Annotated in this window: 20 protein-coding genes and 4 pseudogenes; 11 read left to right on the top strand and 13 right to left on the bottom strand. The window is 72.1% G+C overall.

Annotation, left to right across the window (positions count from 1 at the left end; genetic code table 11):
* Positions 1 to 76: 76 nt before the first annotated feature.
* A pseudogene (locus tag ACH4TP_RS12940) lies at positions 77 to 526 on the top strand (DNA topoisomerase IB); the annotation flags it as partial.
* A gap of 84 nt (positions 527 to 610) precedes the next feature.
* On the opposite strand, the gene ACH4TP_RS12935 reads toward ACH4TP_RS12940, so the two are convergent.
* Positions 611 to 1,198, bottom strand: a complete 588-nt coding sequence (locus ACH4TP_RS12935) for an isochorismatase family cysteine hydrolase (protein ID WP_389225349.1) — start codon at positions 1,196 to 1,198, stop codon at positions 611 to 613.
* 322 nt (positions 1,199 to 1,520) lie between these two features.
* On the opposite strand from ACH4TP_RS12935, the gene ACH4TP_RS12930 reads away from it, so the two are divergent.
* From ACH4TP_RS12930 to ACH4TP_RS12910, 5 genes are all read left to right on the top strand, one after another.
* The gene (locus tag ACH4TP_RS12930) at positions 1,521 to 1,766 is read left to right on the top strand and encodes a hypothetical protein (protein ID WP_389225352.1); all 246 of its coding nucleotides are present in this window, start codon (positions 1,521 to 1,523) and stop codon (positions 1,764 to 1,766) included.
* A gap of 856 nt (positions 1,767 to 2,622) precedes the next feature.
* Complete coding sequence (locus ACH4TP_RS12925) at positions 2,623 to 2,826, top strand: hypothetical protein (protein ID WP_398437539.1); 204 nt, start codon at positions 2,623 to 2,625, stop codon at positions 2,824 to 2,826.
* A gap of 2 nt (positions 2,827 to 2,828) precedes the next feature.
* Complete coding sequence (locus ACH4TP_RS12920; RefSeq protein ID WP_398437537.1) at positions 2,829 to 3,092, top strand: hypothetical protein; 264 nt, start codon at positions 2,829 to 2,831, stop codon at positions 3,090 to 3,092.
* An 84-nt stretch (positions 3,093 to 3,176) separates the two neighbouring features.
* Positions 3,177 to 3,803 (top strand): flavodoxin family protein, encoded by a 627-nt coding sequence (locus tag ACH4TP_RS12915; RefSeq protein WP_398437535.1) that lies wholly within the window; start codon positions 3,177 to 3,179, stop codon positions 3,801 to 3,803.
* Between the two features lie 48 nt (positions 3,804 to 3,851).
* Positions 3,852 to 4,745, top strand: a complete 894-nt coding sequence (locus tag ACH4TP_RS12910) for an SDR family oxidoreductase (RefSeq protein WP_398437533.1) — start codon at positions 3,852 to 3,854, stop codon at positions 4,743 to 4,745.
* A 39-nt stretch (positions 4,746 to 4,784) separates the two neighbouring features.
* Here the strand turns inward: ACH4TP_RS12910 and ACH4TP_RS12905 are convergent, their stop codons facing one another.
* From ACH4TP_RS12905 to ACH4TP_RS12895, 3 genes and pseudogenes are all read right to left on the bottom strand, one after another.
* Positions 4,785 to 7,208 (bottom strand): SpoIIE family protein phosphatase, encoded by a 2,424-nt coding sequence (locus ACH4TP_RS12905; protein ID WP_398437531.1) that lies wholly within the window; start codon positions 7,206 to 7,208, stop codon positions 4,785 to 4,787.
* A 120-nt stretch (positions 7,209 to 7,328) separates the two neighbouring features.
* Positions 7,329 to 8,182 (bottom strand): annotated as a pseudogene (locus tag ACH4TP_RS12900) (amino acid decarboxylase).
* A gap of 303 nt (positions 8,183 to 8,485) precedes the next feature.
* Positions 8,486 to 8,953 carry a winged helix-turn-helix transcriptional regulator gene (locus tag ACH4TP_RS12895; protein ID WP_398437529.1) on the bottom strand — a complete coding sequence of 156 codons (468 nt, stop codon included), beginning with the start codon at positions 8,951 to 8,953 and terminating at the stop codon, positions 8,486 to 8,488.
* A gap of 145 nt (positions 8,954 to 9,098) precedes the next feature.
* Here ACH4TP_RS12895 and ACH4TP_RS12890 point away from each other — a divergent pair, with 145 nt between their 5' ends.
* Positions 9,099 to 9,623 carry an SRPBCC domain-containing protein gene (locus ACH4TP_RS12890; RefSeq protein WP_398437527.1) on the top strand — a complete coding sequence of 175 codons (525 nt, stop codon included), beginning with the start codon at positions 9,099 to 9,101 and terminating at the stop codon, positions 9,621 to 9,623.
* Between the two features lie 556 nt (positions 9,624 to 10,179).
* Here ACH4TP_RS12890 and ACH4TP_RS12885 read toward each other — a convergent pair.
* The 4 genes and pseudogenes from ACH4TP_RS12885 to ACH4TP_RS12870 all read right to left on the bottom strand — a co-directional run bounded on the left by ACH4TP_RS12885 (position 10,180) and on the right by ACH4TP_RS12870 (position 13,611).
* Positions 10,180 to 10,446 (bottom strand): DUF4235 domain-containing protein, encoded by a 267-nt coding sequence (locus ACH4TP_RS12885; protein ID WP_389225379.1) that lies wholly within the window; start codon positions 10,444 to 10,446, stop codon positions 10,180 to 10,182.
* A gap of 199 nt (positions 10,447 to 10,645) precedes the next feature.
* Positions 10,646 to 10,981, bottom strand: a pseudogene (locus ACH4TP_RS12880) (phage holin family protein); the annotation flags it as partial.
* A 614-nt stretch (positions 10,982 to 11,595) separates the two neighbouring features.
* Positions 11,596 to 12,072, bottom strand: coding sequence for a hemerythrin domain-containing protein (locus ACH4TP_RS12875; protein ID WP_398437524.1), 477 nt, complete (start codon positions 12,070 to 12,072; stop codon positions 11,596 to 11,598).
* A gap of 399 nt (positions 12,073 to 12,471) precedes the next feature.
* Positions 12,472 to 13,611 carry a glutamate--cysteine ligase gene (locus ACH4TP_RS12870; RefSeq protein WP_398187643.1) on the bottom strand — a complete coding sequence of 380 codons (1,140 nt, stop codon included), beginning with the start codon at positions 13,609 to 13,611 and terminating at the stop codon, positions 12,472 to 12,474.
* Between the two features lie 525 nt (positions 13,612 to 14,136).
* On the opposite strand from ACH4TP_RS12870, the gene ACH4TP_RS12865 reads away from it, so the two are divergent.
* Together ACH4TP_RS12865 and ACH4TP_RS12860 are read left to right on the top strand one after the other, a co-directional pair.
* Positions 14,137 to 14,463 (top strand): plasmid stabilization protein, encoded by a 327-nt coding sequence (locus tag ACH4TP_RS12865; protein ID WP_398437522.1) that lies wholly within the window; start codon positions 14,137 to 14,139, stop codon positions 14,461 to 14,463.
* Positions 14,464 to 14,749: 286 nt separating this feature from the next.
* Positions 14,750 to 15,369: pseudogene (locus ACH4TP_RS12860) on the top strand (phytoene desaturase family protein); the annotation flags it as partial.
* A gap of 39 nt (positions 15,370 to 15,408) precedes the next feature.
* On the opposite strand, the gene ACH4TP_RS12855 reads toward ACH4TP_RS12860, so the two are convergent.
* From ACH4TP_RS12855 to ACH4TP_RS12835, 5 genes are all read right to left on the bottom strand, one after another.
* Positions 15,409 to 15,942 (bottom strand): SixA phosphatase family protein, encoded by a 534-nt coding sequence (locus ACH4TP_RS12855; protein WP_398187637.1) that lies wholly within the window; start codon positions 15,940 to 15,942, stop codon positions 15,409 to 15,411.
* Between the two features lie 16 nt (positions 15,943 to 15,958).
* A complete protein-coding gene (locus ACH4TP_RS12850; RefSeq protein WP_398437520.1) occupies positions 15,959 to 16,081 on the bottom strand; it encodes a hypothetical protein in 123 nt (40 codons plus the stop codon).
* Positions 16,082 to 16,770: 689 nt separating this feature from the next.
* Positions 16,771 to 17,214, bottom strand: coding sequence for a DUF2267 domain-containing protein (locus ACH4TP_RS12845; RefSeq protein WP_398187631.1), 444 nt, complete (start codon positions 17,212 to 17,214; stop codon positions 16,771 to 16,773).
* 64 nt (positions 17,215 to 17,278) lie between these two features.
* Positions 17,279 to 17,674 (bottom strand): DUF2267 domain-containing protein, encoded by a 396-nt coding sequence (locus ACH4TP_RS12840; RefSeq protein ID WP_389225406.1) that lies wholly within the window; start codon positions 17,672 to 17,674, stop codon positions 17,279 to 17,281.
* Between the two features lie 100 nt (positions 17,675 to 17,774).
* The gene (locus tag ACH4TP_RS12835; protein ID WP_389225409.1) at positions 17,775 to 18,206 is read right to left on the bottom strand and encodes an Hsp20/alpha crystallin family protein; all 432 of its coding nucleotides are present in this window, start codon (positions 18,204 to 18,206) and stop codon (positions 17,775 to 17,777) included.
* 128 nt (positions 18,207 to 18,334) lie between these two features.
* Between ACH4TP_RS12835 and ACH4TP_RS12830 the strand changes: the two genes are divergently transcribed.
* Entirely contained in the window at positions 18,335 to 18,958 is a 624-nt protein-coding gene (locus ACH4TP_RS12830; RefSeq protein ID WP_398437517.1) for a type III effector protein, read from the top strand.
* 177 nt (positions 18,959 to 19,135) lie between these two features.
* Entirely contained in the window at positions 19,136 to 20,206 is a 1,071-nt protein-coding gene (locus ACH4TP_RS12825) for a protein kinase family protein (RefSeq protein WP_398437848.1), read from the top strand.
* The last annotated feature ends 178 nt before the right edge of the window (positions 20,207 to 20,384 follow it).

Raw genomic sequence — 20,384 nt, 5'->3', positions numbered from 1 at the left:
GGGCCCTGGAGGAGGGGCAGAGCCGGGAGCCCGGCCGCTGCTCCGATCGCAGCGCCGCGGACCCGGCGTGCGCCGGGCGCTGCGAAGGCGCCGGGACGACGGAGAGGGGCTGTTCGCCTACTGGGAGCACAGGGCCTGGCACGAGGTCCACGCCGAGGACCTCAACTCCTACCTTCGGGAAGGGTCCGGCCGGGAGGTGACGGCCAAGGACTTCAGGACCTGGTACGCCACCGTGCTGGCGGCGGTGGCCCTCGCCGTGTCCGAGAGCACCGCCGGCGCGTCTCGTGCCCGCCGCGGCAGGGTGGTGGCGCGTGCCGTGCGCGAGGTCAGCGAGTACCTGGGGAACACACCGGCGGTGTGCCGGGCCTCCTACATCCATCCCCGCGTCATCGAGCTCTACGAGGAGGGTGAGACCATCGCCGCCGTCCTCGGCGAGCTGGGCGAGAACGGCGCCTCCGGCGAACCCGCGACCCACGGCCGCGTCGAACGCGCCGTCCTGCGGCTTCTGCGCTCCGGCACCGCATGACGGGTGCGGTGGCCGTCCGTTCAAGGCCGCCGCAGCCGGCCTCGTGGCCTCGTACTCGTCCGGACGGCGTCGTCAGCGGTGTCGTCACTCCGAGGGGACGTCTCCGAGGGTGATCTCGTCGCTCGGACGGAGCTCGGCCGACATGTTGCGTTCCATCATGCGCAGGGCCGCCTCGGCGAGGCCGGCGTCGATGTGGGCGACCGCGTCGAGGGCGACGACGACGTCGAGGTGGCGAATGTGAGCGTCCAGTGCCGAGTAGAGCACGCACTGCTCGGTCACCTGCCCGCACAGCACCACGCGCTGGACCCCCAGCTGGTCCAGCAGGTAGGCCAGGGGCGTTTCGAAGAACACCGAATGCCGCGCCTTGACGACGAACAGGGACTCCTCGTCCGGGGCGATCGGCTCCACCAGGTCGGAGTAGCGGCCTGCCAGGGCGGCTTCGAGGATCTCGCCGTGGTGGGAACGCCAGCGGCCGAAGTTGTCGTTCACGTAGATGACCGGTGCACCGGCCTCCCGCGCCCGTTCGAGCAGCGCCCCGATGCCCGGGAGGGCTTTGCGGACGGACCGCACCAGCACCTCCGCGTCCTGGTGATCGTAGGTGTTGAGCATGTCGATCACGATGACTGCCGTGCGGCCCGCACCTCCGCCATCCGCCGCGCGACCGCCGTTCACCGGCGTGGCGCCGTCATGGCGGCGATACGGGCGAGAAGGGCGCTTTCGTCAGGCGGGAGCACGGCGGCATCGCGGGCTCCTTCATCCGGGGAAGAAGACAAGGTCGCCATGGACGCAGTCTCCTGCATCGGCCGAGGTCCGGTGCGTCGGCCACGCCGCAACGGCCCGGGCCGCTTCGTCCCGTGCCGCCCTTCGGGGCCGCCGCATCCGCCGCCAGATCGGAGAGGAAGTTCGCGAACACAACGACCGGAGCCGTCCCGGTCGCCGCTTGAACCTCGTGCGCTCCCTGTCGCGCGGGGGCCCATGGGGCCATTCTGGTGACATGGCGACCCTTCCGAAGGCTCCATGCCCCTCTTGCTCCGTTCCGCACGCCCTGCTGCCCACCAAACGGATCGGGTACGGATCGGTCAAGGACCACAAGGTCGAGCCTCGGGCACTGGTGCTGTGTCCGGGCAGCATGGTCCACGTCGCTTACGCCGACGCGCGAGCATGGCAGCTCGAATTCGAGCGCGCACAGCAGGAGGCGGCTGCACCGGCCGCGGTAGAGGAAACGCTCTTCGAGGGATGAGGCGGGAAACGCACCCGTGCGATCCCCCGCAACGGCAACCGGGGGCACGCGAAGGCCATCAGGCACGGGCATCCCGCCGACGCCCACGGCTGCTGGCCCCAAACGACGACGGCTGCCACGAGTGCCCGAGAGGCGTCGCTGAAACGCCCTGTTCAGCCTGACCGTCGGATTGCCCGCAGCCGTCGTGGCCCATCGCGGACAAGTACTGCTCGTGCGGCGGCGAGTGACTGAGGGGCAACGTTGGTCCATGGCAGTTCCCGGCGGGCAAAGTCGAACCGGGCGAGCCCTGCGAGGAAGCCGCCGTCCCCGAGACGAGGAACGGCAGGACCGGCCGGGGCCGTGGATCCGTCTCCCCCTCGACACCGGTGGCACCACCGCCGTCGACACCCGCGCCCAGGGCCGGCCGCACTGGGCGCCGCTCTTCCACGACGGCTACGCGGACCGCGTGTCCGCCCTCGCCGGGTGGCTGGGCCGGATCCCGACCGCCTCCCGTCGGCCGCAACGTGGGAGTCCCGCCGCGCCCTCGCGCTCGACGCGGACGCCCTGGTGTTCCTCGGTGTCGACTGCGTCCCGGGCCCGTGCACCGTGGCCCGGTACGCCGAGACGGCACGCGACGGGGCTCTGCTGTGCGGGACAGTGGCCTGCCTCCCTCCCCCGCCGACAAACGGCTACCGCCTCGCCGACCTGCCCCCTTCGGCCGACCCGCACCCCGACCGCCCCGCACCCGCACCCGCACCCGCACCCGCACCGCATCCTCACCGGCGGCGAGGACACCGACTTCGCCCGCCTGGCCCACCGTGTCGGCGTGGACCTGTGCGGGCCCGGCGGAGCGCCCGTCTCTCACCAGTGCCGCCCCGTGGGAGACCCGCCGGTCCGGCACCTCCACGACATCCCGCGCAACGGCGCCTTGTTCCGGCGCCGTTGGGGACAGTGGCCGATGGAGGGCCGGCCGCATGCGTTCGCCGGGACGGGCCCGTTCCAGGCCGTGTACAACGCCTCGAAGTCGTTCCTGCAGCCCTTCTCCCAGGCGCTGCAGAACGAGCTCAAGGACACCCCCTGACGGTGACCGCCCTGATGCCCGGCCCCACCGACACCGACTTCTTCCGCCGCGCCGACATGGGCGACACCGAGGTCGGAAGCGGCGGCAAGGACGATCCGGCAAAGGTGGCCGAACAGGGCCTCGACGCGCTCTTCGCGGGCCAGGACAAGGTCGTCGCCGGATCCTTGAGGACCAGAGCTCAGAGCGTGGCCAGCAGGATCCTTCCCGACAGCCTCAAGGCCGAAGGACACCGCCACCTGGCCGGACCGGGATCCGCGGACCGTTAGGCACGCTCCGTGACGTAATTCCTTTATGCTCCGTACCTCCATGAAGAGCGGGATACAGGTGGAAGATCCGGGTAGCCGGACCACATGGACACCACGACCGACACCACCTTGCTGCGCGCAGTCGCACTGGTCTGCACGCTCTCCCCGTCGCCGAAGCCCTCCAGCTCCCAGCTGCTCGCCGAACAGACCATGACCGCCCTGGCTGATCACGGCGTCACCGGAAAGGTGATCCGGATCGCCGACCACGACGTCAAGCCGGGCGTCGAGGTCGACATGGGAGACGGGGACGCCTGGCCGGAGATCCGCGACACGATCCTGGCCTGCGACATCCTGGTCCTGTCCACACCCATCTGGCTCGGCCACCCCTCCAGCATCGCCCAGCGCGTCCTGGAACGCCTCGACGCCGAACTGGGCGAGAGCGACGACGAGGGCCGCATGCTCACCTACGGCAAGGCCGCGGCCGTGTGCGTCGTCGGCAACGAGGACGGCGCACACCACGTCAGCGCCGAACTCTTCCAGGGCCTCGGCGACGTCGGTTTCTCCCTCGCCCCCAACGCCGTCACCTACTGGGTCGGCGAAGCCATGCAGGGCACCGACTACCAGGACCTCGACAAGACGCCCGAGAAGACCGCGGCCACGACGGCCACGCTCGCCGCGAACACCGCGCACCTGGCGCGCCGTCTCAAGTCCGCCCCCTACCCGCCGTCCTGACCGTCACCGCCACCGCACTCGACCCGACCGATCCGGAAGGAGGCCGCTGTGCCCTCCCCCGAGCAGAGTCACCTCGTCGATCCGACAAAGCTCCACCCCCGCCCCCCGTTTCCCCCACAGGACCAGGACCATCCCGGCTCGACCGAGGCGATGGATCCCCGCCCCGACCACGGCGAGGACACGTACCGGGGCCACGCGATGCTGCGCGGACGCAAGGCGCTGGTCACCGGAGGGGACTCCGGAATCGGCCGGGCGGTCTGTCTGGCCTTCGCACGGGAGGGGGCCGACGTCGTCTTCGCCCACCTTCCGGAGGAGACGCGGGAGGCCGAGGAGACCACCCGCCTGATTCGCCTGGCCGGCCGCACGGCCGTCGCCGTCGCCTGCGACATCCGGTACGAGGACGAGTGCACCGCACTCGTCGGCAAGGCGGTCGGCGAGCTGGGCGGCGTCGACCTGCTCGTCAACAACGCCGCCTACCAGATGGCCCAGCCGGACGGGATCGAGGCGATCACCACCGAGCAGTTCGACCGCGTGATGAAGACCAACCTGTACGGGATGTTCTGGCTCACCAAGGCCGCGCTGGCCCACCTGCCGCGCGGCTCCTCCGTGATCAACACGGCTTCCGTCCAGGGCTACCAGCCCAGCCCGCCCCTCCTCGACTACGCCATGACCAAGTCCGCGATCATCTCCTTCACGCACAGCCTGGCCCAGATGCTGGCCACGCGTGGAATCCGGGTGAACGCCGTGGCGCCGGGGCCCGTCTGGACCCCGCTGATCCCCGCGACGATGCCCGACCCGACGAACTTCGGCGAGCAGTCGGCTCTGGGCCGACCGGCCCAACCGGCGGAGATGGCGCCGGCGTACGTCTTCCTCGCCTCCGGCCAGGCCTCGTACATCACCGGCGAGATCGTCAACGCCACCGGCGGAACGCCCCTGCCCTGACTCCGGAGGAGGACCGGCCCGCACAGCCGCAGGAGGTGCTCACGACCGGCCGTCGGGCAGGTGGATGTCGAGCACGCAGATGTCGTCCCGCATGTCCTGCCCCAGGTTGGCGAGACTGTGGGCGAGGGAGTGGTGTCCGCCTTGCTCCACCAGCCGGACCGCCTTGTCGGCGAGGCGGTCGAGACCGGTCTCGATGTCCTCGGCCGGTTCCTCCACGAGGCCGTCCGTGTACAGCAGAAGGTGGTCTCCCGGCTGGAGGGTGACCACGGACTGGCCGTACTGCGCGTCGTACGTGGCGCCGAGGAGGCAACCGTCGGGTTGGGCCAGGAACTCCGCGCTTCCGTCCCGGATCAGGAGGGGTGGCAGGTGCCCGGCCCGGACCCAGGTCAGGCAGTGGTCCGAGGGCCGGTAGCGCCCCATGATCATGGTGGCGGTGGCGCCCAGCTCGTTCGAAGCCGGATGGAGGAGCAGGGCGTTGAGCCTGCTGAGGACGTCGGGCAACGGGGAGCCGGTGACGGCCATGCCCTTGGCGGTGAAGCGGAGCTGGGCCATGGTGCCGACGGCCGGCATTCCGTGCCCGGCGACGTCACCCACCACGAACAGTGCGCACCCGTCGGGGAGTTCGATGGCGGAGTACCAGTCACCGCCGACGTTGAGGCCGCGGTCGGCCGGCAGGTAGGCGACGTCGACGCGCAAGCCGGCGAGCTCCAGGGACTGCTCGGAGACGGGGAGCAGTGCCTCCTGGAGACGGGCGCCGAGAGCGCGTTCGGCCTTGAGCATGCCTCGCTGGAGGAGGTTGTGGCGTTCGCTGTCGCGCAGTGCCAGTTCGGCGTCCTTCAGCACGCTGAGGTCCTGGAAGACGCCGTGCACTTCGACGGGGGCACCGTCCGCGTCGCGCTCGGCCTCGGCGACGATCCGCAGGTGCCGGAGACCGTGCGGGGTGGTGATGCGAAAGGTCTGGTCGATGGGTTCGCCGTCACCGAGGAGCCGCTGGACGGCCGCGCCGAGCGTGGGCAGGTCCTCGGCGGCCAGGTGCTCGGGCAGCTCTTCCAGGCGCATGGGGCCGCGAGCGGGATCGCGGCCGAAGATGATGTAGACCTGGTCGGACCAGGTGATGACGTCCGTGATCAGGTTCCAGCTCGCCCAGCCGAGGTTGCCCAGGCGCTGCACCTTCGACAGTCGGCGGGCTTCGCGCTCACTGGTGTCGTGCCGGGCCCAGGACACCACGAGCCGTCCGTCGTGTCGCGAGGAGCGGACCGAGTACACGGACTGCCGGGGGACGCCGGCGTCCACCTCCTCGTAGGCGAACGGTTCGCTGACGAAGGTGGTCCCCGTCACCAGTGTGCTCCGATAACCCTCCCACAGGGCGGTCCCGGCCACGGTGGGGTACGTCTCCAGGATCCGCCGGCCCACGAGCTCCTTGCCGCGGCGCCCGGCCACGTCGACGGCCTCGGCAGAAGCCGCGTCGATCCTGTAGTCCTCCACCTCGCCGCTGTCCGACCTCAGCGGCGTGAGGAGGACCGCCGGCCCGGCCAAGGCGTCGAAGACCGCCTGGACGGTGGCGACACCCTCGTCGGACGCCCCTGCTCCACGCGGCCCGCCGTCTCCGCCGAGGGGCCCACCGCACAGCCGGACCGCTCTCCGCAGCAGGGTCCTGGTCCGTGCGTCGAACGGCCCTGCCACGCTGCGGAAGAATCCGATGACCGCCGTCATCGGCGAAGAGGCGGGCACGGGGAGCCAGGCACGCGAGGGCCATCGGTCGGGCGGGTCCCCGATCAGCTGATACCCCTCCATGGCCTCCGCGAGGTCTTCGAGCCACACCGCCTCCTGGGTGCCGATGACCTCGTGGGCGGCGATGCCGCTCAGGGGAGGCACATGGCTCCACTGCTCGGCCAGCTCGCCGTCGACACCGGCGCTGCCGATGAGCCGCAGGCTTCCGGCCGCCGTGGCGGCGTAGATCATCACGGCGTCCACGCGTTCCGCGTCGTTCAGGGCCGACCTGAGGAGTTCCGCGACGTCGTCCCCGGTGCGGGCCTCCGCCAGGTTCTGGGCCAGCCGTGCCAGCAGGGCGCGTTGCGCCGCCGACCGGTCGTCACCGGCGACGTACCGACGGGCACTGAACGCGGACTGGACCGACTCCCGTGGCGGTACCGCCTCGGACCCCGCCGGTCCCACGGGCGCGGCGCCGCCCCCTGTCCCCAGCCGCCCCAGGGTGATCCAGCATTCCTCGAGAAGGCTCCTGCGGCTCTCCTCCGCCCGCTCGATCAGCAGCTGGTAGGCAGCCTCGGCGGACACGCCCGCGCTCGCCATGACAACGCCTTTGGCGCGTTCGAGGACGGCCAGCCTCGAAGCCCCGCTCTCCAGGTCCACGACCTCGGCGCGCAGCCTGGCTACGACCTTGGACAGTGCCAGCACCTCGGGGGTCACCCCGCTCGCACCGGAGGCCGCACCTTCGCCTTCCATACGTCTGAGCATGCCACGCCAAGGGCGCCGTGCACCCCTGGTGCCGCTCTCTGCCGCGCCGGAAACAGCCTGGTGGCAGTGGCACCCCGTGCCTGTGCGGCCCGCTTGGGGGCGGGCCGCTCATCCCTCGTCGCACAGGACCCTGATGCTCGTCATGCCGGTGTCCACGGCATCGGGTACGACCATGCCCGCCTCGACGCCGGTGCGGAGGTGGCGCAGGACGTCCATGGTGAGGCGTTCCCCGGGCAGCGCGGCGGGGATGCCGGGCGGGTAGGGGGTGAGCATCTCGGCGGCGATGCGCCCCTGGGCCCTCTCCCAGGGGATCTGCTCGGTGCGCCCGAAGAACGCGTCCCGAGGCAGGACGGCCTGCTCCAGGCGGAGCCCGGCGGGCGAGGGCACGTCCACGGGCCGACCCGTGCGCAGTCGGAGCGCGTGGGCGGCGATGTCCGAGCAGGTCCCGTAGGGGGTGGGGGTCGTGACCAGCGCTCCCCGTGCGTCGGGATGGCCGGTCAGGGCCTCCTCGAAGGCCTCGGCGACCGGAGGGTGGGCCAGGTGGCGGTCGGCGTCCCACTGCGGGTCGACCCAGACCGGCCGGATGCCGGACAGGACCAGCCCCGAGACCACCGACTTGTGCGCGTCCCGGCCGACCACCAGCTCCTCGTGCGGCCCGGCGACCGAGAGCATGGCGGACTTCACCGACAGCGAGCTGCCGCAGGTCGAGAAGAAGGCGTGCTCGGCGCCCACGGCCTCGGCCATGAGCGCCTGCGCCTCCTCGACGACCCCCTGGGAGGAGGTGCGGTCGTCCAGGCCGCTGGTGGCCAGGACATCCGAACGGAAGACCGCGTCGCCGAGCACGGCGCGCACCCGGGGATCGGCCCCCGTCCCTGCTTGTGTCCCGGCGGGGTGGAGGGCGTCTGGCCGGCTGCGTGATAGGCGGCCAACGCCTCCAGTACGGGGGCCTTCGACTGGTCCATACGTCCGCGCCTGCCCACCGGGAGGGTCCGGAAACGCCGGGTTCGCCCCACTGCGGCTCGGTCGCCGGAGTGAACTCGAAGCGCACCGCGGTGCCGGGCCTCCACGCGCCTGGGCCCGGCAAGCGAGGCCGTATCCGGCGGAGGAGCCGGTGACCAGCGCGACCGGACCGTCGCCCTCGGGCACGTCGACGGGGGCGGGGCACACCTGCCGCATGTCGGCCACCAGCTGCCGGCAGGCCACCGCCCGGGGCGGGCAGCCGTCCGGTCTCGCGCGGACCGGGCGGAGGAGCGGTGTCGACGCCGCTACCGGGCGTCGGGGCTCGGCGTGGGCTGAGCAGGGGCGGCGCCCGCCCGGTCGCCGATGCCCCGTGCCGCGGAATCGCCGAGGTCGTACACGTCGCGGTTGCGGACGATCTCGCTCTGGTGGTCCTGCACCCAGTGCACGACATGTGTGATGGTTTCGCTCAGCGACCGGCCGAGCGGCGTGAGCTCGTACTCGACCCGAGGCGGCACCTGGGCGTAGGCCGTCCGCAGCACGAGGCCGTCACGGGTCAGCAGCCGCAGCGTCTGGCTGAGCATGCGCTGCGACACCCCGGCGATCCGGTGGTGAAGCGCCGTGAAGCGCAGAGGCCCCTCGGCAAGCCGGGTGATGACCAGGACGGTCCACTTGTCCCCGACACGGGCGAGCACATCACGCACGAGCTCGATGGTCGAGGCGCACTCGGGGCTCACCGCCTCGGCGTCCGCTCGCGCACCGGGCGTGGATCCCATGCGTCTGTTCCCTCCGGGTGCGTAGCTGACTTCGAAGTGCGTAAGGAAGGGCTCTTGATCGCAGCGTCGCCGTCCCCGTTACATACGGATGGTAACCATGGGGCTTGCGCCCCGCCCGCCTTCTCTTCTGTGGGGAAACATGCCTGTGGAACCCCCTGCGCCTGCTTCGGCCCCGGACTCGGCCGCCGGTGGCGCGCCCGCGACGGTACGGCACGACGCCTTCACCGTGGAACGGCATCTGGTCACGGCCCCCGGCTCGGTTTTCGAGGCTTTCACCGACAGCCCGGTGCGGCGCCGATGGTTCGCGTTGCCGGGCCGTCAGGTCTCCTACGACCACACCTTCGCGGTGAACGGCGGCGAGAACGCCTCAAGCGTCTTCACGCTCGCGGGCTCCGCGCCCGAACACCTCGAATACGCCTCCCGGTACCTCGACATCGTCCCGGACTCGAGGATCGTCTACACGTACACCTCCCGCGTGGACGACGTCACCCGGTGGGCCTCGCTGGTGACGGTCGAGCTGCACCCCGAGGACGGCGGCACGCGCCTGCGCTGGACCGAGCAAGCGGTCTTCCTGGCCTCGTCCGCACGGCCGGAGGACGACCTTCCCCACCTCCGCGGCGCCACCCGCCTGCGCTTGAACGGTCTGCCGGCAGCGTTGCGGACGACATGAAGCCCGCGCATCGGGAGTCCCCCGGGAACGCACCCGGATCGCCGACGTACGAGAGCGGCCTCACCGGCATCGGCCGGGGGTACGGAGCCGTCCGACTTGAACTCGCCCCCGCACGGCACGAGTCGGGCCCCATCACGTCGGGCTGAGAACCCCGCGCGCCCGGCCCATCGGGGCAGAGCTGGTGCCGGCTGAACCGGACGCCGAGCGGACGACCGCCGCGGACGGGACGGACAGAGTGCGCTCCCGACGCGCAGGTGGTCTTCGTACACGAGGTTCGTGCGCCTCGGCCCCCGGACCGTACTCACCGGGCCCCTTCCGCTCGGCGATCAGGGGCGTCAGCTGTCGTGGCGCTCGCATACGCGCCGGGATCAGCGATGCGAGCCGGTTCGAGCACCGCTGGAGGAACCCTCCGGCTTCATGCCGGACCGGCTCTTCCTGCAGTGCATGAGGCCGGGCCGTGGCGAGGGCGTACGACCCGGGCGGGTGGCCACGCACTTCCTCCGATCAGGTCCAGGTGCAGACGCTGCCCGTTCCGGCGCTTCCCGTACGGGGGTGCTCAGTCGGGCCAGGTTCCGGTCAGGCGGCGGGTGGTGGCGGCTCCTGCCCGGTCGACGGCGGCTCTGACGACGGCGAAGATCGCGCCTTGCACGGCCGCGGCGAGAAGCACCTCTTGCCAGGTGCGGTTCTCGTCGGTGGCGTCGGGGGCGTCGCCTTCGTGGCCGAGCATCTTCCATGCCTGCCTGAAGGCCAGGCTCGCGGCCATGCCGCTGACGGCGCCGAGGGTGAGCCCGACGGGCTTGTAGAGGATCTTGGATGCCTTCACTTGTTCCTCCGGTCGCGGCACAGCAGCAGGAAGCCGGCCGGCGCTGCGGCGGCGGCCACCAGCGGGGCGCGGCTGGTCCGCGCCAGGCCGGGGCCGAGGCGGCCTTGTCGCGCACGGCGGCCGGGGCCTTCTCGGCGACCCGCTCTTTGATTTCGGCTGCCTTCGCCCTGGTCTGCGCCTTGGTCTGCGCCTTGGTCCGTGCCTTGGTCCGTGCCTTGGCATCGGCCTTGACTCTGTCGATGGTCTTCTCAGGATCGGGGCTGCCGGCCCGGTCGACCTGCTTCTTGCCGGCCACCCCCGGCAGTGCGGCCAGAGCCGCGATCGCGGCGGTCACCAGAGCTTGGGCGGCCAGGAAGCCGACGAGGCCGACACTCCCGAGGAGACCCCCGCCCCGCCCGTACCGTCTGCCCTTCCGGGTCGTCTCCGCGCGGGCCGGCCGCGTCTCTTCCCGGACCGGCTCCGAGATCTGCCGCGACGCCCGTGTCACGAGCCCGCCCACCGGCGCGTCGTCGCCGTGGCTTCCCATGGCGCTCATCGAGCTCTTCGCCTCCCTCCGCCCCCAAGGGTTCCCGGGGCGCGCATACCCCGCCGACCGCCGGTCACTCGCCACGACAGCCGTGGCACACGTGCTCAACGCCGACAGCGCACCGGGAGACCGGGCGCCGTACGGAGCGGAGCTGCGGCCGCAGCCGCCGGTCGACGCAACGGCAGCCGTGAGGGCGGCGGTGTGCCGGAGGGAAACGACGAGCTGCCCACCGGCCCGCGGCACCGCCGTACGGAATCCATCCCGCGGGCGGCCGGCGATCGCCCGGCATGCCGGGACGACCGGGAACGCCCCTCCGAAGGCCGGCGTGGGGCTGTCGTTCCCCGGCATCCCCGCGCGCCCTGCGCGTGGGAGGCCATCGCCGCAGCACTCCGAGCGTCGTGCAGCAGGCCGGCCGACGAGGACGACGGCCAGGACGGTGACGAAGAGCCCGCGCACGCTCAGCCTCCGTCGACCCGGCAGTCGAACGGCAGGTCCGGCCGCGGCGTACAACCGGCCGCGATGGCCTTCCACCCCTTGTCGAACGGGGACAGGAACAGAGTGTCGCCGCTCAGCCGCACCTCGCCCACAACGCCCTTTGCCGCTCGACGTGGCGGTGGTGGCGGTCAGTCCGATTCCGCGCTGGGAACCTCCAGCGGGTCGCGCGGCGCCTTCCCCTTGGCCTCCTCCAGCTGGGCACCGAGCTCCTGGAGGCGGTTACGGCCCATGGCCTTGCGCACGTCGGGGAACCAGTCCTGTTCCTCCTCCTCGACGTGATGGCGCACCTGCTCCATCACGACGCTCATCTTGGCCTTGAACCGCTCGTCGCCCGGGTCCATCTCCTTGAGCTCGGAGAGCATCCACACCACCGCGTGGTGCTCCTCGATGCTCTCCAGGACGTGGTCCTTGGTGTCGGGGGCGGCCTCGCGGGCGGCCGGGTAGAAGCACTGCTCCTCGATCCACGCGTGGACGGTGAGCTCCTCGATCACCTCGTCGACGATCCGCCGCCGCTCGGCGGTGTCCTCGTCGTCCGTCTTCTCGAACGCCTTGAAGAGCTTCTCGACCGTCTTGTGGTCTTCCCGGAGCAGCACGATGGCGTCCAACGAGATCTCCTCTGCGACAAGGGGGCAGCAGTACGGCCCACACCGTGCCTTCCCTACCCGGTCTTCCCCCCACGTTTCCGCCGCCCCCGGCGAGCTCACCCGTCTGGTGGCCGACCGCCACTCCGTCGCGGTGCGTCGACGCCCGGACCGGGCCGCTGCCCGGCGGGGCAGGGCGCGCGCCGAGCGCGACCCGCTCGTAGCTGTCCGGGCCGCCCGCGCGCCGCGTACCGGCTCGCGACCGCACCCGGCCAGGACGCCCAGGCATCCGAGCGGTTGCGCCGGCGAGTCGAAGCGGCCGGGGTGGACGTGTCCTTCGCCTGCGGGGCGTCCCCGTCCTGAGCGACTGCCGCTTCTCCGGGCGATGGCCTCGCGTTGCGGCCCACCGCGCCCGGGTGGCGCTCACCGGACGCCACTCCCCGGGCCGCCGTCCTGCGTGGTGATCCGAGCGCACGCTCGGACGACCTCGCCGAGTCCCATTCCGCCCTCGAAGAGGGCGCGCTGCCGCCGTGCGCCTCCCCCGCGCGCCAGGAGGTCCTTGAGGGCGGCCCGTGCCCGGTCGAGGTCGCCGGTCTCCCGCAGCGCGGTCTCGGTGTGCGTGACCAGGGCGTCGAAGGCCGCCTCCGGGGGGACGGGGCGCAGTGTCCGGGGGTCGAGCAGCGGGCCTTCCGGTCCTGAGCGGGCGGCCTGCCAGGCCGCCAGGCGCAGCGTCTCGACCGGGACGCGGGGGACGGGTCCACCCGACCGCCAGGCCCGTGCAGCGGTCTCGACCAGGGCGCGGGCGAGGGTGGCCACCAGCACCGTGGTGTCGGCTTCGAGGCAGACGTCGGCGACGCGGATCTCGACGGTGGGGAAGGTGTGGGAGAGGCGGGCGTCGAAGTAGATCATGCCCTGGTCGCGCAGGACGCCGGTGCTCAGCATGTCGCGCACCCGGGCGTGGTAGCCGGCCGCACTGCCGAACGGCTCGTAGGGGCCCGCGGAGGGGAGGCGGTACCAGACCCGGCTGCGGTAGCTGGCGTACCCCGTGTCCTTGCCCTGCCAGTAGGGCGAGTTGGCGCTGATCGCGGTGAGCAGCGGCAGCCACGCACGGATCCGGTCGAGGACCGCGACGCCCTCCTCGTCGGACTCGACGGAGACGTGCACGTGGCATCCGCCGGTGAGCTGCTCCTGCGCGGTCAGGGCGAACTGGTCGGCAAGCCAGCGGTACCGCCGCCCGAGGTTCCGGGAGGGCTCGACCGCGAGCGGGGAGGTCGCCAGGGCGGCGACCTGGGCGCCGACGCTTCCGGCGTGGCGCCCGGCCTCGCCGCGCCACCGGACGATCTCCTCGCGGAGCGCGCCCATGTCGCCGACGGGGCGGGTGGCGAACTCCAGCTGCTCCTGGTGCAGCTCCTTCTCGAAGACGTCCCCCTCCCCGTCCCCGGCTGCCGCGGCGAGGACCGCGGACGACAGGGCGAGCGGTTCCCCGGTCCGGGCGCTGACGAGCAGCAGCTCCTCCTCCACCCCCACCGTGCGGGTCGTGTGGTACGTCGGGGTCTGGGTCACGCGTCGTTCCTTCCGGGCGGGGCATCGCTGGGGTTCGGTGCCGGGACGCCTACCCGTTATGAGAGAAAACAGCTGCTCCGACAGGAAAGATCTGGTGCTGTACGTCCTCCCCGTCTCCACCCTCGCTTCGTACCGCCCTCGGGGGCGGGCCGTGGCGCGAGGCAGGAGGGAAGGGGACCGCCCCGCTCCGGAAGGGGGTTCGGGCGGGACGATCGCCAGGCCGTCGCCCGCGGGCACAGGAACGGCCGGAGACGGGCGGCACAGGGGCGGTTCCCGTGCGCTCCCCCGCTCGTCTGCCCTCGCGTCTGCGCCTCACACCCGTGCGACAGCGGAAAAAGCCGGGCAGCCGCCCAAGCCGTTCGGCATCGGACCGCCGGTGCCGGTGTCCTGCCGCGGCGAACGGCACGCCACACCACGCCACGGCCTCGCAACGAGGGCAATTAATCCGAATTGCGTGAGATGCAACGTTATGGGGGTACGCGCCCTCTGACGGTGACATCACCACGTCGAGGAAAGGTGTGCGTCATGCCCCGAGGTTCCAGCCCCAAGCGCGAGCGTCAGTACGAACACATCAAGGAGTCGGGCGAGAAGCGCGGCATGTCGGAAGGCCGCGCGAAAGAGATGGCCTCCCGAACGGTGAACAAGGAACGCGCCCGTTCCGGGGAGAGCGAGACAGCGAGCCGCAGCTCCACCCAGGGCAAGTCCGCCTCTCAACGCGGCGGCGAGAGGTCCCGCGGCAGCGGCTCCTCCGAACGAACCAAGGACGACCTCTACCAGGAGGCGAAGAAGCGCGGCATCGACGGCCGCTCCAAGATGACCAAGCAGCAGCTCAAGAACGCCCTCGGCCACTGACCGTGTGACGCGCCCCGGGCGCCGGGCTGCCCCGCCCTCGCCCGACCCGGGTGCTTCTCGCGCGGTGCGTCCCGTCCGGTCGTTCCCGTTCCGGTAGCGGGAGGAGTCCCGTGGCCATCCGTCATCGGCTCATCCGGCACCCTCCTCGTCTGTGACGAGCACCCCCTTCGCGGCCTGGCCGGTTCCCTGCGCGGTCCTGTCGTCGAAACCGCCCTGCGGCTACGGCACCGGGGCACGCCTGCCCGTCTGGCCAGGGTCGTGGAGCAACAGCCCGGCGAGGCGCTCCGTGCCTGACGCGGTGGTGATCGGCGCCGGCCCCAACGGGCTGGTGGCCGCGAACCCGCTGCTCGACACCGGGTGGAGCGTGGAGGTCCTGGAGGCACAGGAGGAGCCCGGAGGTGCCGTGCGCAGTGACCGCGGTGTGCACCCGGACCACGTCTCGGACGTCTTCAGCGCCTTTCATCCGCTCGCCGCCGCATCGCCCGGTCCTCGCGGGCCCCGACCTGGCCACGGAGGGCCTGCGGTGGAGCCGCGCCCCCACCGCGCTGGCCCACCCCCTGCTGGACGGGCGGTGCGCGGTGCTGGGGCGCCGGGTGCGGGACACCTGCGCCGGCCTGGCCCGCTTCACCGCTGCCGACGCCGACGCCTGGGAGCACTTGTACGGGGCGTGGGCCCGGGTGGGGCCGTACCTCGTACAGGCCCTGCTCGCGCCCTTCCCCCGGTCCGCTCCGGGCTTCGGCCGGCTCGTCTCCATGCTCGTCCAGAACCACGGCTTCCCGGTTCCCCGTCGCCGTGCGCGGGGGCACGGCGGTCGGGGTCAGGGCCGCGGCCGGGGAAACCGTGCGCGCGCCGGGGGCCGTACTCGCCGACACGTCGGCACTCGCTCTGTACCGGGACCTCGTGGGCCATCGGAATCAACGCGTCGCCGCCCCCCATCCGTACGCGTCAGTCGTCCGGCGACCAGAGGGCCGCGAGGGTCCCGCTGCCCGGGTCCGACCGCGACCAGTCGCCGGGCAGGTCGATCACCGCCACGCCGGAGGTGGCGAAACCCTCCCTCAGCCGCCTCAGCAGGTCCGGGGAACCGCCCCCGGACAGGCCGACGGCCAGCTCGTGGATGCCCGGGTTGTGGCCGACCAGCATCAGGCAGCCGAGGCCGCTTCCCCGTTCCGCCAGGACGGCGACCAGCACGCTCGGGGCCGCGTTGTAGATCCGCCGGTCGTACACGGCGGGCGGCGGGTCCGTCTGCGCGGTGACGGCGAGCTGCCAGGTCTGCCGCGTTCTGAGGGCCGGAGAGACCAGCGCCAGGTCGCACCTGAGGCCGGCGGTGACGAGCCAGCGCCCCGTCCTGGGCGCGTCGGCCCGTCCGCGTCTGCTCAGCGGCCGATCGAAGTCCTCGATCGGCCGGTCCTTCGATACGGCCTTCGCGTGCCGCACCAGCACCAGCCGGCGCTCAGCCGTCCTGTCGGGAACCGAAGGCATCACCGTCTCCTCACGATCAGATGTCCTCGCGCAACACCGGCCGCTCCTCCGGCGGCCGTTCGGGCAAGCGGACCGGCAACGTGTCGGCGAACTCGATGCAGGTGGCGTCCGGCGTCACGATCTCGCGCACGGTGGTCACGACACGTCTCCCGAGATGCGGTCGGCCACGCGGCCGGTCCCGGCGGCCTGGTACCTCTGCGCCTGCCCTCCGGTACCGCCTTCAAGCAGCCGTGCGGGACATGTCCGCCGGCTGAGCATCCAGGGGTCGCACCGAGGCGCTGCTCGAAGTGATCAGCGCGAAGGCGGAGCACCGTGAGCCTGTCGCATCCGGGGGTGAGGAGGCTCCGGCGGTACCGGTGGTGGACCTGGTGGCCGCGCTGGAGGCCTCCGTGGCAAGGCGAAGGAAGCGCGCGGTGAGGGTGGCGGGTCGGCCACGGTGCGCGAAGGTTCCGTCCGGTCCGCTGTAGACGTGACGGCCGGCAACGGAGGTGTACCGGTCTTCGCACGGGAAGCGGTTGCTGGCCGTCAGGGCGACGGATCTCCCTCGGTTCAGGTACCGACAGCACCAGGGGCGGCCGTCTGGAGGGGCGCGGTCCGGAGCCGGTAGGCGCGGATCAGGTGCCGCACATGCGGCACCGCGGCGGCGCGGGAGGCCACCTCAAGATCAGCCGGCACGTTCAGGGCCAGGATCCGACCCTCGCCGACAGGCTCCACGGGCATGGCGCGTTGCTTTCCGCCGGATTGGCAGACCGCCACCCCTGACGGACAGGCAGGGGTGACGGCCGGAGGGGGTCTGGGCGGGGCCCTGTGGCCGCCCCGGGTGCTCTTTTACGCGGCGGGGGCGAGTTCGGCGCGGCCGAACAGCAGGGCGTAGCCGGTGGGGAGCTGGTGCAGGATGCGGGTGATCAGGTCGGGGCCGGCGCAGGCCGCGACGGCGGAGAAGACGGAGCCGGTGTCCCAGCGGGTGGTGGCGAGGGAGGCGCCGGTGCGGGCGGCGAGGTCCTTGACGAAGGCCCAGCCGGTCAGCGGCTGCGCGTCGGGGATCTGCGCGGTCAGGACGCGGGCGGCCTCCAGGGGCAGCCGGGCGGCCAGGTCGACGCGTTCGTCGCCGGTCAGCGCGCGTCCCAGGCCCGAAAGGACCAGGCGGACGGCTTCGTCGGCTTTCTCGCGGGTGGGGTAGGCGCCTTCGTAGCGGACCTTCTCCAGCATCTGCTCATACGCCGTCCCGTACGGCTGCTGGTGCTCAAGCGGTGCGCGCACGTCGGTGATCACTGCGGTGCATGCCTTTCGTGGAGCCGGGGTCGGGTGGTGCCGGTGTGCGGCACCGGGTCGGTGGTCAGGTGGGCTGGGGGCGCCCGAAGAGGAGGTCGTAGCCGGCGGGGAGCTGGAGCAGGACCTCCTTGAGGAGGGCGTCGCCGGCGGTGTCGGCGACCGTGGACAGCACGGCGCTGACGTCCCAGGTCGCGGTCTGCTCGGTGGCTCCCTCGATCCAGGCTGCGGTCGCCCGCACGAACCGCTCCGGCGACAGCGGTTCGGCGCTCTGGAGCGGGTTGAGGAGGATCAGGGCGAAGTCCTCCGGCAGGCGTGCCGCGAGCCGGGCGCGGACTCCGCCGACCAGGTGCGCGCCGAGCAGGGCGAGCACCACACGGGCCGCGCGCTCGGCTTCCTCCACGGTGCCGTACTCGCCGCGTTCCTTGACGTGGTCGAGGAATACTTCGCGTCGCAGTGTCATCTCGGCCATCACCCCTTGTTCTTCGGACTGCCCATGGGGGTGCGGAGGGCGGGATGAGGGGGAGATCAGGTGCCCGTCCTCCGCACCGGTCCGGCCGGTGTCAGCCGGAGATCTCCTTGCGGCCGGATCCGACGCCGACGGAGATCTTGCGGGGCTTGGCGCGCTCGGCGATCGGGATCCGCAGGGTGAGCACGCCCGCGTCGTAGTCGGCCTGGATGTGCTCGGTGTCGAGGGTGTCGGCGAGCACGATCTGACGGGAGAAGACGCCCAGCGGCCGCTCGGACAGCTCCATCTGCACGTCGTCGGACTTCGCCACCGGCCGGCGCTCGGCCTTGACGGTCAGCATGTTCCGCTCGACGTCGATGTCGATCGCGTCCGCGGAGACGCCGGGAAGGTCGAAGGCCACCACGTACTCGTCACCCTCGCGGTAGGCGTCCATCGGCATCGCCGACGGCCTCGACCAGGTCCCCGGGCCCATCAGCTGCTGCGTCAGCCGGTCCAGCTCACGGAAGGGGTCAGTGCGCATCAACATCGTGAAAACACCTCCAGCAGGTTCAGGCAGTTGCTGCCAATGCGCCTCACTGACACCGTTGTAACATGTCATCCAATGGATGACAAACATGATGTCGTCAGCTCGATGACAACCCGAGGGAGGCGCCCGTGACCCCGGCCGACCAGCCGTCCCCGTCCCGCGCCGACGTCCACGGCCCGGTGTCGTACCTGGCCGCCGCGGCCGCCCTCGACGCCATAGACGCCGCCCTGCGCGAAGCCCGGCACAAGACCCTGAACGCCCCTGCCCCGGGTCCGGAACAGGCCCTGGCCTCCTTGTCGCTGCTGCGGCAGGTGCGCGAGCAGCTCGCCGGGTGGGAGACCGGCCTGATCGAAACGGCCCGCGACGCGGGCGCCAGCTGGGCCGACCTCGCCCACCCCCTCGGCGTCGCCAGCCGCCAGGCCGCCGAACGCCGCTACCTGCGCGGCCGTCCCGGCCCGGCCGGGACCACCGGCGAGCAGCGCGTCCAGGCCACCCGTCAGGCCCGGGCCGCCGACCGCAGCACCGCCGCCTGGGCCCGCCGCAACGCGGCCGACCTGCGCCGCCTCGCCGGCCAGATCACCGCTCTCACCGACCTTCCCCCCGCCGCCCGCCGCCCGATCAGCGAGCTCCACGCGGCCCTCGCCCACGACGATCCCGCCGACCTCATCGCCCCCCTGACCGCTGCCCGCCCGCACCTGGCCACCGCCCACCCCGACCTCACCGCCCGGCTCGACTCCCTCACACCTCCCTGACCCCGCCCGGCGCACCGCGACAGCAACCCGACCGAGTCCTTCGAGGAGTCGCCCCGGGGCAAGCGCTCCAAGTGGCTTCGCGTGCCTGCTCCTTCTGCGGGCCGGGCGGATAGGCTCGACAGCGTGGAGATCATCAAGGCCCTGGTTCCGGGCGCCGAGGAGTCGTCGACGCACCACCTGGACCCGCGGCATGCCGTGCGGCTGGCCACGTACGGGACCGTGGCCACGCACCTGTCCCTGCTGAGCGACCGCCGGCTCGGCGAGGTCGTGGCCGCCGCCGACCCGCTCGGATCCGGCATCGGCGGCAGATCGGCGGAGCTGGACGTCGAAGGCACGCGGGTGTTCGTCAAGCGGGTCCCCCTCACGGACACCGAGTTGCGGCCGGAGAACGCGCGGTCGACGGCGAACCTCTTCGGACTGCCGATGTTCTACCAGTACGGGGTGGGCTCAGCGGGGTTCGGAGCCTGGCGAGAGCTGGCCGTGCACGTCATGACCACCAACTGGGTCCTCGGGAACGAGTACGAGGGCTTTCCGCTGATGTACCACTGGCGAGTCCTGCCCGACCGCCCTCCCCAGGGTTTCGTCGACGAGTTCGGGGGCATCGACGGGGCGGTCACGCACTGGGAGGGGTCATCGGCCGTGCGTGAACGGCTGGAGGCCATCGGCCGTTCCTCTTTCAGCCTGGTGCTCTTCCTGGAACACGTCCCGCAGACCCTCGCCGACTGGCTGCACGACCACCGGACCGCGACGCCGGAGGTCGGCGAGGGCTCGCCGTACCCATGGGTGGAGGAGGCCCTGGCGCGCGGGAGCGCCTTCATGAGCTCGCGCGGACTCGTCCACTTCGATGCCCACTTCGCCAATGTCCTGACCGACGGCCGGCTGCTCTACTTCACGGACTTCGGACTCGCTCTGAGTTCCGGCTTCGAACTGTCGCCGGCCGAGGCGGAGTTCCTCTCCGACCATCTCGCGTACGACCGCTGCCACACCGCGAGTCATCTGCTCCGCCACCACCTGCCCGATGGCGTGCGCGGCGGGAGGGAACACCAGGCGTTCCTGCGCGAGTGGATCGCCGGCCACCGGCCCGATGGCGTCCCGGACGAGATCGCCGCGATGATCGACCGGCATTCCCGGGCCGCCGTGGTCTTCGGCGAATTCGCCCGTCGTCTGCTCACCGAGAGCAAGCGGACGCCGTTTCCGGCCGCCGAGATCGAGCGGGCCTGGGACACTGCGGTCCCGGCACCCCGCTGAGGCCGGCCTGGAGATCGCCGTCAGGACGTCTCGTGACGGGTGGCGTGCCGGGCGACGAAGGCCGGCGGCCGGTCGGCCCGGTGGTTGAGCTTGCCCGGTGGTTGGGCTTGCGGGCCGGAGACGGGTACTTCGGCCGGGTGCTGGGGAACCTGTCGGCGGCATCGGCACGTGCACGGCC

Origin of the sequence: Streptomyces sp. NPDC021012 (assembly GCF_044333355.1) — a bacterium.
In the GTDB taxonomy this organism is placed as follows: Bacteria; Actinomycetota; Actinomycetes; order Streptomycetales; family Streptomycetaceae; genus Streptomyces.
Note: the sequence above shows the minus strand (reverse complement) of the source record. Positions and strands in the feature narration are given on the sequence as shown.

Coding starts and splice junctions, on each gene's coding strand:
- ACH4TP_RS12930 (WP_389225352.1), top strand. CDS start 1,521: ATGGCGACCCTTCCGAAGGCTCCATGCCCCTCTTGCTCCGTTCCGCAC.
- ACH4TP_RS12915 (WP_398437535.1), top strand. CDS start 3,177: ATGGACACCACGACCGACACCACCTTGCTGCGCGCAGTCGCACTGGTC.
- ACH4TP_RS12905 (WP_398437531.1), bottom strand. CDS start 7,208: ATGGAAGGCGAAGGTGCGGCCTCCGGTGCGAGCGGGGTGACCCCCGAG.
- ACH4TP_RS12895 (WP_398437529.1), bottom strand. CDS start 8,953: ATGGGATCCACGCCCGGTGCGCGAGCGGACGCCGAGGCGGTGAGCCCC.
- ACH4TP_RS12865 (WP_398437522.1), top strand. CDS start 14,137: ATGCCCCGAGGTTCCAGCCCCAAGCGCGAGCGTCAGTACGAACACATC.
- ACH4TP_RS12855 (WP_398187637.1), bottom strand. CDS start 15,942: ATGCCTTCGGTTCCCGACAGGACGGCTGAGCGCCGGCTGGTGCTGGTG.
- ACH4TP_RS12840 (WP_389225406.1), bottom strand. CDS start 17,674: ATGACACTGCGACGCGAAGTATTCCTCGACCACGTCAAGGAACGCGGC.
- ACH4TP_RS12835 (WP_389225409.1), bottom strand. CDS start 18,206: ATGTTGATGCGCACTGACCCCTTCCGTGAGCTGGACCGGCTGACGCAG.